Genomic DNA, 13,201 nt, shown 5'->3' with positions numbered 1-13,201 from the left:
GAATTTCTAAATAGGGTAAATCCTGTATCAAACTCAATAATCAAAAGAATCTCGCTCTTTTAGGACGGGATTTTTTGATTTCATTTTCACCGACTCAAAAATCTATACAGTAAAAAAACCCCGCTTCGCAGGGTTTCTTTTATTCTAAACTCAAAGTAATCTGTCCGTCATCATCAGTTTCTGTTTGGATGTCTTCGGTTAGGTTACTTTCACCGCTTACTTCCATATCTTCCGGCTGAACTTCTTCCGGTTCTTCAAACGGCAATGGTTCGAGTAAGTTGATCTGTTTTAATTTGTCGGCTGTCAATTGGTTACCAAGTGCTTTAATCCCTTTAACGGCAATAAATTGTTCTAAATCGACCGTAATCGTATCTTTTTGAACACCTTTAACTTTAGCAAAAACTACTTCCGCTACCGGACGCCAATCGGTGGATACAATTTCTAATTGTGATTTTTCGTGTTCGGTAATAAAAGTCTCTTCCTTGTTCTCGTTTTCCACCAAAAAGCGTTTAACAAAGTAGCGTTCTTTTTCACCATCGTAATAAATGGCGGAAATTGGTTTTTTAGGATGCCATTTTTCCAACACTATCATACCTTCTTCAAAATGCGTGGTCAATTCAGGGATAATGGTTTTCAGTTTACCGTTTTGGTTGATGATCAGTAAGCGATCATTCGGACGGAATTCACCCAACAATTCTCCTCGTCCATCCACATTTAAACGCTGTACCGTGTCGTCGAACCATACTTTACGGGGTCGTAGCGTAGAAATTCCTTTTTCCTTCAACTCTATTTTCTTAATCGGATATTTGGTCACCGTATTACCTCGTGAAGCTCTTCCTTTAATAGCGATATCAGAAAAATCCAAATCCCATTTCAGTTTTTTTACACTGCCTATTTGTCGAAGTAAAACCGTTACCGTTTCGGCTTCGCCATTAGGATTGGCTGAAAAATATAAGACTTGGCTTCCGGCTTTTTCTTGTGTTAAATCATAAAACTTATCCCGAGTAATTCCGGATACGTTGAAACGTTTGATAAAAGCCGAGCCGTTTTTACCATCACGGTAAATCATATTGTAAATCGTGCGCTTATCGTTTTTATCGAAAACCGCAATGTGAATAATGTCTTTGCCTACGAATTTCTTTTCGTCAACCTTAGACACCATCATTTTACCATCGCGTAAAAATACAATCACATCATCTATATCAGAACAATCGGCTACATATTCGTCTTTTTTCAATCCGGTGCCGAAGAAGCCTTCTTCCCTATTCACATAGAGTTTGGTGTTTCTCAAAACCACTTTCGTAGCTTCTATCGTATCAAAGTTTCGCAACTCGGTCAAGCGTTCTCTGCCTTTACCAAATTTGTCTTTCAAGTTTTGGAAGTAAGCAATAGCAAAGTCGATAATATGGTCTAAATGATGTTTTACCTGCTCCATTTCGGCTTCCAACTTAGCAATAGCGTCATCCGCTTTGTCCGAGTCGAAACGCGTGATGCGTATCATCGGAATTTGCGTCAGCTTTTGCAAATCGTCGTCATTAATCTCGCGCACAAAGGATTTGGCGAAAGGTTTGAATCGGTCGTACATGTACACGTAAAGCGATTCCCTGTCGGAGTACAACTTAAAGTCGATGTACATTTCTTCTCGAATGAATATTTTTTCCAAAGTCGAGAAATGCCATTTGTTTTCGAGTTCATCCAATTGAATTTCCAACTCGCGTTTGAGTAAATCCACTGTTCTGTGGGTGGAAATTTTCAACATATCAGAAACCCCGATAAAGCGTGGTTTGTGGTTTTCAATCACACAACCCAAAGGTGCCACCGATGTTTCACAAGCAGTAAACGCATACAAAGCATCAATAGTTTTATCGGGAGAAACACCCGGCGGTAAGTGAATTACAATTTCCACTTCAGCGGCGGTATTGTCTTCTATTTTTTTGATCTTGATTTTCCCTTTTTCATTGGCTTTCAATATACTGTCAATGAGTGTTGAAGTATTGGTTGAAAACGGAATTTGGGTAATCACCAAGGTTTGTTTGTCAAGTTGACTGATTTTAGCACGTACTCTAACACGACCGCCACGCATACCATCATTGTAATTAGACACATCGGCTATACCGGCTGTCGGGAAATCGGGATACAACGTAAAGGGTTTGTTTTTTAAGACTTTAATCGAACAATCGATGAGTTCGTTGAAGTTGTGTGGCAATACTTTGGTTGACAATCCAACGGCGATTCCTTCAGCACCTTGCGCCAACAACAACGGAAATTTCACCGGAAGGTTGATCGGTTCTGCCCTACGACCGTCATACGAAACGCCCCAAGTGGTAATTTTAGGTGAATAGAGAATTTCGTGTCCGAGTTTGGAAATGCGCGCTTCAATGTAACGCGAAGCTGCCGCTCCGTCACCGGTTAGGATATTTCCCCAGTTTCCTTGCATATCGATGAGCAAATCCTTCTGCCCAATTTGCACTATGGCATCACCTATACTCGCGTCACCGTGAGGATGGTATTGCATCGTATGCCCAACGATGTTCGCCACTTTGTTATAACGACCGTCATCCAACTCTTTCATCGAGTGCATGATACGGCGTTGTACGGGTTTGAAACCGTCTTCTATGGCGGGAACAGCGCGTTCCAAAATTACATAAGAAGCGTAATCGAGGAACCAATCCTTATACATACCGGTTACTTTGGTAATGGTATCTTCCGGATTTTCATCGTTTTCATAAAAATGACTGCCGGTGGAAGGGCGAATGACATCGTCAAAACCTTCATCAGCATTTTCATCGTTAGTTGACTCGTTCAACGCTTCGTTGTCGTCTTCGTTGGGAATGATATCGTCTTCTTCGTCTTTCATATAAAGTTGCTAAGTAGCTAAGTTTCTCAGTTACTAAGTTTGACCTACATCCAATACTTTTATAACTGCAATTATTTATTCACTACTAATTTTATTTAAACCTATTTTTCATGCTCAGCCACTCAGTTACCCAGCCGCTCAGAATCTAAAAATCTTATTCTTCCACCACATCCAATTCCACCTTCAAGTTATTGATGATGAAATCTTGTCGGTCCGGGGTGTTTTTGCCCATATAAAACTCGAGTAAGGTTTCAATCGATGTGGCTTTGTCCAACATCACCGGATCTAAACGAATGTCTTGTCCGATGAAATGCTTGAACTCGTCCGGCGAAATTTCTCCTAATCCCTTGAATCGGGTGATTTCCGGTTTGGGTTTGAGTTTTTCGATGGCGTCAATACGTTCTTGCTCGGAATAGCAATAAATGGTTTCTTTTTTGTTGCGCACGCGGAACAATGGCGTTTGCAAAATATACAAATGACCGTCTTTAATCAATTCAGGAAAGAATTGCAAAAAGAAAGTAATCAACAGTAAGCGAATGTGCATTCCATCGACATCGGCATCGGTAGCGATTACAATATTGTTGTAGCGCAAATCGCCCATGTCTTCTTCGATGTCTAAAGCCGCCTGCAATAAGTTGAACTCTTCGTTTTCGTAGACAATCTTTTTGGTCATGCCATACGAATTTAACGGTTTACCGCGCAAACTGAAAACCGCTTGAGTGTTGACATCACGCGATTTGGTAATGGAACCAGAAGCCGAATCTCCCTCAGTAATAAACAAAGTGCTTTCTAAGCTTCTCGGGTTTTTGGCATCGGTTAGATGCACACGACAGTCGCGGAGTTTTTTGTTGTGCAAACTCGCCTTTTTAGCGCGCTCTTTAGCCAGTTTACGAATACCGGATAATTCTTTACGCTCGCGTTCGGCTTGGAGAATTTTGCGTAAAAGCAAATCGGCAGTCTCCGGATTTTTATGTAAAAAGTTGTCTAATTTGGTTTTGATAAAATCGTTGACAAACGTTCGCACAGACGGGCCATTCGGACCAATTTCGGTAGAACCCAATTTGGTTTTGGTTTGCGATTCGAATACCGGTTCTTCTACTTTGACCGAAATAGCGGAAACGATGGATTTTCGAATATCAGAGGCTTCAAAATTCTTGTTGTAAAACTCTTTGATGGTTTTTACAATGGCTTCACGGAAAGCGCCTAAATGCGTTCCGCCTTGCGTGGTATTTTGGCCGTTAACAAATGAATGGTATTCTTCGGAATATTGCGATTTACTGTGTGTGATGGCCACTTCGATATCGTCGCCCAACAAATGGATGATCGGATATTGCATGTCTTCTTCCGCAATGGTTTCTTCCAACAAATCTTTCAAACCATTGTCAGAATAGTACTTTTCACCATTGTAATAAATGGTTAAACCGGTGTTGAGATAACAGTAATTTTTGAGCATGCGGATGACATACTCATTGCGGTATTTGTAGTTTTTGAAAATGGTGTCATCGGCTACGAAAGCCACTTTGGTTCCTTTCCGCTTCGTGGTTTCTTGAATGTCTTCTTCTATGGTTAAATTCCCGGCAGAGAATTCGGCAGCTTTTTGCTGATTGTCACGAACCGATTCCACTCGGAAATAATTGGACAAAGCATTAACCGCTTTGGTACCCACTCCGTTTAAACCTACCGATTTCTTGAAGGCTTTGGAATCATACTTTCCACCGGTGTTCATTTTAGACACTACATCAACGACTTTGCCAAGTGGAATACCGCGACCGTAATCGCGTACGGTAACCATTTTGTCCTTGATGGTCACTTCAATCACTTTACCGGCGCCCATTACGAACTCGTCGATACAGTTATCTATTACTTCCTTGAGTAAGATGTAAATTCCGTCATCGGGCGAAGAACCGTCGCCGAGCTTTCCGATGTACATTCCGGGACGCATTCGGATGTGTTCTTTCCAATCGAGTGAACGGATATTGTCTTCGGTATATTGATTTTGTTCGGCCATTTTAAAAATAACGATTTTCCGCTAATATAGTGGAATTCGCCTGATTTTTGAAATGATATTTATCAAAGTTATTAAGAATGATATTGACAAATTTTAACAAAAAGCCAACTCATAAACTAACCCTGAAAACTAATTTTAAACCGAAGCTTTGAAGTGTTTTCTCAACTTTAAATTGAGTTCTTTAGGATTAAAAGGTTTTAAAATGTACTCGTTGATACCAATTAACATGGCTTTTTCCAAGTAACCATAAGAAGCTGAGGCGGTTAAAGCTATAATAGGAACTGTAATGTCTCGAAAACGGATATTGATAGTGGCCTCATAACCATCCATAACCGGCATGGCTAAGTCCATTAAAATAATGTCGTACTTTCCGGATTCATACATTTGGGTGGCTATCAATCCGTTCAAGGCCACATCAACCTGAACGTTCCATTGGGAAAGAATTTTTTCGGCTACTTTTACATTAATCAGATTATCTTCTACCAAAAGCACACGCAAACCATCTAAGTTTTCTTCGATGTAGTCATGATAAAGAATGTCATTGTTTACATTACTGTGATCCGACAAATATGGAACACTCAATACAAAGCTGAAATTTGATCCTTTCCCTACTTCGCTTTCCAATTCGATATCGGAATCCAGTAGTTGCAAAAGTTTTTTTGAAATTACCAATCCTAATCCGGTACCGCCGAACTTACGTGTAGTAGTATTTTCAGCCTGTTCAAATTTTTCAAAAATTTGCTGGAATTTATCAATGGCAATACCGATACCGCTGTCAATCACTTCAACTTTAAATTTAGAATGGTATTGGTCTTGTTCTAATTGGGTCACCTTGACTTTAATAGTGCCTTCGCGGGTAAACTTAATGGCATTCGAAATCAAATTGGTTAATATTTGCCCAATTCTCAAAGGATCACTGAAAATATTACCCTTGAAATTTTTATCGATTTCGATGACTATTGTATCATTATTTTCTTCGGCTTTAATTTGAAGTGATTTGGCGATTTGTTGGATTAACTCATGCAAATCGAACGGAATGTTCTCGAGTTCAACTTTACCGGCTTCAATTTTGCTGAAATCAAGGATATTGTTAATCAACAAGTATAAATTTTGTGCCGAATACTTCAATACCTCTATATTTTCCTGAAAACTCGATAAGGTGTTTTCCTTCTCCATGATGTAAATCAGACCAATAATAGCATTGAGTGGTGTTCTGATTTCATGACTCATTACCGAAAGAAAATCGGATTTGGCTTCGTTGGCCTTTTCAGCGTGGGATTTGGCTAAATACAATTGTCGTTGATACTCTTTTTTTGAATCAATTTCCTGATTTAAAATATTGAGCAACTCTATAAGATTGTCTTCTTCCCCAACTTTAACCTTCTTATCGTTGAGTTGGTTGATGGCATAAACTAATTTTTGATGTATCTCTTCTTTCTTGAATAATTCTGCCTTTAATTTTTTGTTTACTTCAGAGTATTCAATATCATTCAAACGAGTAGATTGTTCAAATAATTCGGCATCTTTCTCATAATTCAGATAGGATAAATTAACCACTTCAATAAACTTTTGAAGTTCAGGATGATGAGATACCAAATCCTCCGGCAGGTATTTGCTGATTTGCCGCTGTAGTTGTCTGTGAATAGTAGTTTTATCCATGAGTACTATGATTCGTATAGGGTAGAAATAGTCATGGTTTGATTGTGTAATTCGCAGGCGACATTACTTAAAGTCGGAGAAATTTCACCATAGGAATAAAAGCCGCAAACCAATAGATTTTTACCAAAAACCTCTTTAACTGCCTCAATTTCTTCTTCGGTTCTGTTGCCCAAAACAATTTTTCGCCCTACACAACTCACCAATAAGGCCAATTGCGGGGTTTGGGTTTGGTTGTCTCTAATTCGCGTTGCTGCTTGATAAGAAGCATCTACTAACTTATCGAAGTTGCCTTTCATGAGCCGAACGGTTGATCCTTCAGGTATATTTCCCGCAAAGGTCATGGATTTATTCTTTTCGTCGATGGAAAGTATGGTTCTGACCACCGGTTTAGAATGTCCATCTTCCTTCATAGAAAGTGGAAAATACAATGAAGATCCCGGTAACTCATCGGCATATTTTCCTAAATATTCTTTGTAAATATCTAACGCAAATCGGTCTCCGATTTTATAAAGCACATTTTTATCAGATTGGGTAACTTCGCGCTCCGGTCCGAAATCACTCCAACCGCCTTCGGAAGCAAAACCAAAGTGGATGTTATCTCCGTAAAAGCCAATGGCTACAATTTTACCTTGCGTGGCATCGGCGTTTAAACCGACTATAGTTTTTTCGAAATGATATTCATCGCCAGCTAAACCACCGAATATAGGAATGTTTTTATCCGTTTGATTGATTAATTCGTTAATTAATTCTGTTCCGTTAACAAAACTTCCTTCAGAAATAACCAATATTGATTTCAAATCATGGGAAAACAATTCAGATTTGATAGTATTCCCCAAAGATTGAACATCACTATCCAGTTGAATATCTGCTTGAACTGTCTTTATGGCCGTTTTTTCGAAGGCTAAAGCGGTGACGACTAATTGATTTTCGACTAAGCCACTGACGGCAATTTGACCGGAGGTAGAACAAATCACGATACTTCCGTTAGGATATCGTTTTCTGAGGGTTTCATAGGGTTTGGTACTTTCTAAGAAAGTTCTCTCTCCAAAAGCAAGAACGAGATTACATTGCTCTTGATCAAAACCGTCCGAAGAAAAGAGCAGTGTTTCCTCACGGTTTTGGTTGATAGTAAGTTGTTGAAGTTTCATAGTATGTCGACTTAAGGCAACATAAAGTAACGGATTTTTTTTTAATAACAAAAAAAAAGCTACTAAAATTCATTAGTAGCCTTTCTATTACTTTATTTAAAGTCGATTTACTATACATTAAATCGGAAATGCATTACATCTCCGTCTTTAACTATGTAGTCTTTTCCTTCAACTCTGAGTTTACCGGCTTCTTTTACCTTGGCCTCTGAACCATAATGTGCAAAATCCTCAAATGCAATAACTTCGGCACGGATAAACCCTTTTTCAAAATCAGTATGAATAACTCCGGCAGCTTTAGGCGCGGTATCACCAACATTAATAGTCCATGCACGAACTTCTTTTACACCCGCGGTAAAATAGGTTTGCAGTTTTAATAATTTATAAGCCGCGCGGATTAAAACTGAACTTCCGGGCTCCGTCAAACCTAAATCTTCTAAAAACATCTGACGCTCTTCATAGGTTTCTAATTCAGTGATATCCGCTTCGGTACCAACGGCTAATACGATTACTTCAGCATTTTCATCTTTTACCAACTCACGCACTTGGTCAACGTAAGCATTTCCGGTAGCGGCTGCTTCTTCGTTAACATTGCAAACATACAACACCGGTTTGGTGGTAATTAATTGAAAATCTTCCATTAAAGCTTCTTCCTCGTGATTTTGAGGTACAACCGTTCTTGCTGATTTAGCTTGTAAAAGCGCTTCACGAATTCGATCCAACAAGGCTTTTTCTACTTGTGCTTCTTTATTACCGGTTTTAGCGGCACGGTTAACTTTTTCCAGGCGTTTTTCAACCGTTTCCAAGTCTTTTAATTGTAACTCTATATCAATGGTTTCTTTATCGCGTATAGGATTGACACTACCGTCAACGTGAACAATGTTATCGTTATCAAAACAGCGCAACACATGTATGATGGCGTTACACTCTCTGATGTTGGCCAAGAATTGATTCCCTAAACCTTCGCCTTTACTGGCGCCTTTTACTAAGCCCGCGATGTCAACTATATCAACAGTAGCCATTTGGACACGCTCCGGCTTAACCAATTCTTCCAATTTATTGATACGAGGATCAGGAACGTTTACCACTCCAATATTAGGTTCGATGGTACAAAAGGGAAAGTTTGCACTTTGTGCCTTAGCATTAGACAAACAATTAAATAAAGTTGATTTTCCCACATTAGGTAATCCTACAATTCCTGCTTTCATTGTGTTTCAAATTGGTTTTAAAAAGTGCGCAAATATAAAGGATTAAAACCAAGTAACAAAGCACAATCTCAGCTTATGGCGTTCGATCTTGCAGTTGGTTGATGATGGCTTGTTCTTCTTCAGTGGTAGCCAAACCCGATATGTCCCAATAGGATGAAAGAATGGTGTTTTTCTTGTTGTATAATGTTTTGTCTTTAAAAACTTCACTCTCTTTATAACTGTAATTTTGATTGCTGAAATTCGTGGTTACAAAATAATTTCTCACTTCAATATCAGTAGTTTTATTTTTATCAACTCTCTCAAAACCAATTTCTTCTTTTGAACTAACTAAATAATAATTTTCACCCTCAAAACGGTAAATCGCTTTAAAGACCGACTTGTAAATATTTTTGGAACCAACGGCTTTTTTCTCTTTTACATTAGATAAAGTTGTGGGAGAAACAGTAGTATTGATTTCTATGATGATTTTCTTTTTCCAATCGTAAATGATTTTGAAATCGTCGCGCAAAGCTGATGTGTTATCAACTGGAGTCACTATCATCACATTGTAATCTTGGTTGGCAGAAAACGACTTTATCACATAGTCATATTTTTTTTTCGCACCGGTATCCATAATCGGACCTAAGTATTTAAAATTATAGTAATTCTCCATAATATCATTGAGATTGTATCCCAAAACATCATTATTGATTTGATCGTAAACCAATCCGAAAGAACGGTTTTGCTCAACTAAAATATTGCTTTTAAAATTCTTGTCTTTTCCGTAAAGCTGAAAATTCATTAATCCATCGTTGTAATACGTATAATTCCCATCCATTTTAAAAAACTCTCTGGAATAGACTTTTAACCGAGCTGGCACTGTTAATCTTTTTATTGAATTCTCTACCAAATTCTTCAATATCTTCTGCGGATGCTGTTTGGTTACAATAATTTCGTCCAAATCGTTCACGGTTCTTTTCAAATAGATAACATTATCTGTTTTGAGTAAGGCTGACGAACGAACAGTGATTTTAGCGTAAGAAGAATGGGTAACCTGAATATTGGAAGAACCATTCAAAAGAAATGTCACTTTACCCTCGCTATTACTCAACAGCGACTGCTTTGTTTTCAAAACATACACAGTCGCATCTTCTACCGGCAGATTGGTATCGGCGTCTTTCAATACAATTGCTATTTCAACATTTTGTGCCGAAACCATCCAACCAAAGATCAGCAAAAAAAGCAGGTAACAATGTTTCATTTTAAGATTGGGTTTGAACAAATTTAATCAAATTTAGTTTATTTTGAAAAAACCTTTAAATGTTAGTTAATTTGTTGAAATACTTTTATAACATATGTTAAAATAGCTTCCAAAAAGAGTAACTTGCAAGCATTAACTCCTAACCAACTACTTATGAAAAAAATTACTGTTTTATTATTTTCACTACAGTTTGGGTATTTAGCAGCGCAAGAGAAACAGAGCGGCACGACCTCAAATGACTCGACAAAAGTGAATCAACTTCAGGAAATTAAAATTGTAGGTTCACGAAATTCTAAAAGAACGGTAGTGAATTCGGCGGTTCCAATTGACATTATTGATGTTAAAAGCGTTACCACGCAAAGCGGTAAACTGGAAATCAATGAATTATTACAATATGCAGCACCTTCGTTTAATGCCAACAAACAATCGGGATCAGATGGCGCAGACCATGTTGACCCGGCGACGCTAAGAGGAATGGGGCCCGATCAAACCTTGGTTTTAATCAACGGCAAAAGAAGGCATCAATCTTCTCTGATTAACTTATTTGGTACTCGTGGTCGCGGGAATACGGGAACCGACTTAAATGCAATTCCTGCCAGCGCCATCAAAAGAATAGAGATATTGCGAGACGGTGCAGCTGCTCAGTACGGTTCCGATGCCATTGCCGGAGTAATCAATATTGTGTTAAACGACAATGTTGATGAGTTAACGGGAACCATTAGTTATGGTGCTTACAGTACCAAAGCTGACGGCAATTTCCCGGCAGGCACACCTAACACCGGAGACAACTTTTTAGACACCAATGCCGATGGCAATAAGTTAGCCGACGGCAGAAGTTTTGACGGGAATTCCATCAAAGTAACCACCAATTACGGAACTAAAATTGGTGATAACGGAGGGTTTGCGAACTTTACCGCCGAGTACATTAACAAAGACAAAACCTTACGTCCGGGTTTTGATTTCAGAAGAGGTTTTGGAGAAGCGGCTATCGAAGGCTTTAACTTCTTTGTAAATGCAGCTATACCGGTTTCCGACAAAACTAAATTCTACGCTTTTGGTGGAAGAAATTTTAGAAACACCGATGCTTATGCGTTTACCCGAAACAATCCGTCTCCAAGAATTGTGACCGATATTTACCCAAATGGGTTCACGCCAAGAATAACCTCTTTAATTATAGATCATTCCATTGCTGCGGGATTCAGAACCAAAACTGCCGGCGGCTGGAATGTTGATATTAGCAATACTTTTGGTAAAAACAGCTTCCATTATTTCATCAAAGGTACCTTGAATGCATCATTGGAAGAAGCTTCACCTACCGAGTTTGATGCAGGTGGCCATACTTTAAGTCAGAATACGGTAAACTTGGATTTATCTAAAAACTACGATAGCATTTTAAACGGTTTTAACTTGGCCTTTGGTGCCGAATACCGCACAGAACAGTTCACCATATTTGCCGGTGAAGAAGGTTCATATGCCACGTATGATGTAAACGGTCAACCTATCACTGATCCTTTAAACCAAACCATCCCAACCGATCCAAATACCGGCGATCCAAGACCGGGCGGTTCACAAGGGTTTCCCGGATACAGTCCGGATAATGTAGTGAACAGAAGTCGTTCCAATGTTTCTTTATATGCTGATGGCGAGTTGGATGTGAGTGATAATTTTATGGTATCTTCTGCTTTACGCTTTGAGAACTACAGCGACTTTGGAAGTACATTGAACGGAAAAATTGCAGCCCGATTAAAAACAGGCGGTAATGTTAACTTTAGAGGTTCTATCAGTTCAGGCTTTAGAGCACCTTCTTTGGCGCAGATTTACTATAACTTAAGATTCACTAACTTCTCCTCTACCGGTGCTTCTGAGATATTGTTGTCGCCAAACAACAGTCCGGTTACCCAAGCTTTTGGCATTGGCAAACTCAATGAGGAAAAAGCCATCAACGGCTCGTTAGGTTTTACTGCCAGTTACGGAGATTTTACTGCAACCATCGATGGTTATATGGTAAATGTAAAAGACAGAATTGTATTGACAGGCTATTTTGATGCTTCGGCTTTGAACATTGGTGTAGATCAAGCCCAATTCTTTGTGAATGGCGTTGATACCAAAACAACAGGATTGGATGTGGTAATTGCTTGGAAGAAAAAAATCGGCGATAATTCTTTTGGTGCTACTTTAGTTGGTAACATCAACAATATGAAAGTGGATGCGGTAAACAACGGCACTTTGGATGAGCAAACTTTCTTCGGAGAGAGAGAAAAAGCATTTCTTTTAGCCTCGGCACCGGACAATAAGTTTAGTTTGAATTTGAATTATGCGCGCAAATGGTTTGACGCCGGTTTGGCCTTCACCCGTTTCAGCGAAGTAAAATTGTTGGATTACCAAATGTATGAAGATGTAGCCGATTACGGTTCGTTCGCCAACCAAATCAAAGCGGCTACCGATACTTATGGTGTAAAAATTGTAACCGACTTAACACTTGGCTTTAATTTGTCTAAAAACACCAAATTGATTGTTGGAAGCAACAACCTATTCAATGTATATCCTGATCAACAAGACGACTGGGTTGAAGCCGGTGGCTATTGGGATGCGGTACAAATGGGATTCGGAGGCGCTTTTTATTACGCTCGTATGAATTTCAAATTCTAAAAATCAAAAAAAATCCTGGGTTTAAACCCAGGATTTTTTTTATTCGTTATGCAAGAAAGATTGACGATTCAATAAAGTCTCTTCACTTTCTACGTGATTGTCATCAGGAACACAGCAATCAACCGGACAAACCGCGGCACATTGGGGTTCTTCATGAAAACCTTTACACTCGGTACATTTTCCGGGTACTATATAATAAATATCATCGGATATAGGTGTTTGTGGTGCATCGGCATCAACTTCTGTACCGTCAGGCAAAATGACTTTACCTCTTAACTTGGTACCGTCTTTATAGCGCCAATCATCGGCACCTTCATAAATTGCGGTATTCGGACATTCCGGTTCACAAGCCCCGCAGTTAATACATTCGTCTGTTATTATGATAGCCATTTTTTAATAGTTTGGAGTTTATGATTCAGGGTTTCGGATGCATCA

The 13,201-nt window shown here is 39.0% G+C and carries 8 protein-coding genes; 1 reads left to right on the top strand and 7 read right to left on the bottom strand.

Annotation, left to right across the window (positions count from 1 at the left end; all coding sequences use genetic code 11):
• Positions 1 to 139: 139 nt before the first annotated feature.
• The 6 genes from ACJG85_RS09565 to ACJG85_RS09540 form a co-directional block, all read right to left on the bottom strand.
• A complete protein-coding gene (locus ACJG85_RS09565; protein ID WP_409680889.1) occupies positions 140 to 2,857 on the bottom strand; it encodes a DNA gyrase/topoisomerase IV subunit A in 2,718 nt (905 codons plus the stop codon).
• Between the two features lie 154 nt (positions 2,858 to 3,011).
• Positions 3,012 to 4,865: a DNA topoisomerase IV subunit B gene (locus ACJG85_RS09560; RefSeq protein WP_409680886.1), complete on the bottom strand. Its 1,854-nt coding sequence runs from the start codon at positions 4,863 to 4,865 to the stop codon at positions 3,012 to 3,014.
• 135 nt (positions 4,866 to 5,000) lie between these two features.
• Positions 5,001 to 6,524: an ATP-binding protein gene (locus tag ACJG85_RS09555; protein ID WP_409680883.1), complete on the bottom strand. Its 1,524-nt coding sequence runs from the start codon at positions 6,522 to 6,524 to the stop codon at positions 5,001 to 5,003.
• Positions 6,525 to 6,529: 5 nt separating this feature from the next.
• Positions 6,530 to 7,672, bottom strand: coding sequence for an FIST signal transduction protein (locus ACJG85_RS09550; RefSeq protein WP_409680880.1), 1,143 nt, complete (start codon positions 7,670 to 7,672; stop codon positions 6,530 to 6,532).
• A gap of 110 nt (positions 7,673 to 7,782) precedes the next feature.
• Positions 7,783 to 8,877, bottom strand: a complete 1,095-nt coding sequence (gene ychF, locus ACJG85_RS09545) for a redox-regulated ATPase YchF (protein ID WP_412476286.1) — start codon at positions 8,875 to 8,877, stop codon at positions 7,783 to 7,785.
• Positions 8,878 to 8,950: 73 nt separating this feature from the next.
• On the bottom strand, positions 8,951 to 10,117 hold the full coding sequence (locus tag ACJG85_RS09540; protein ID WP_409680874.1) for a hypothetical protein: 1,167 nt from the start codon (positions 10,115 to 10,117) through the stop codon (positions 8,951 to 8,953).
• A 153-nt stretch (positions 10,118 to 10,270) separates the two neighbouring features.
• Here ACJG85_RS09540 and ACJG85_RS09535 point away from each other — a divergent pair, with 153 nt between their 5' ends.
• Positions 10,271 to 12,766, top strand: coding sequence for a TonB-dependent receptor plug domain-containing protein (locus ACJG85_RS09535; protein WP_412476285.1), 2,496 nt, complete (start codon positions 10,271 to 10,273; stop codon positions 12,764 to 12,766).
• Positions 12,767 to 12,805: 39 nt separating this feature from the next.
• Here ACJG85_RS09535 and ACJG85_RS09530 read toward each other — a convergent pair whose 3' ends face one another.
• Positions 12,806 to 13,156 (bottom strand): 4Fe-4S dicluster domain-containing protein, encoded by a 351-nt coding sequence (locus ACJG85_RS09530; protein WP_409680661.1) that lies wholly within the window; start codon positions 13,154 to 13,156, stop codon positions 12,806 to 12,808.
• Positions 13,157 to 13,201 lie beyond the last annotated feature (45 nt).

The sequence above is a fragment of the Flavobacterium mekongense genome (assembly GCF_047038255.1).
GTDB lineage: Bacteria > Bacteroidota > Bacteroidia > Flavobacteriales > Flavobacteriaceae > Flavobacterium > Flavobacterium mekongense.
The sequence above is the reverse complement of the archived record's forward strand: the minus strand, read 5'-3'. Positions and strand labels throughout refer to the sequence as shown.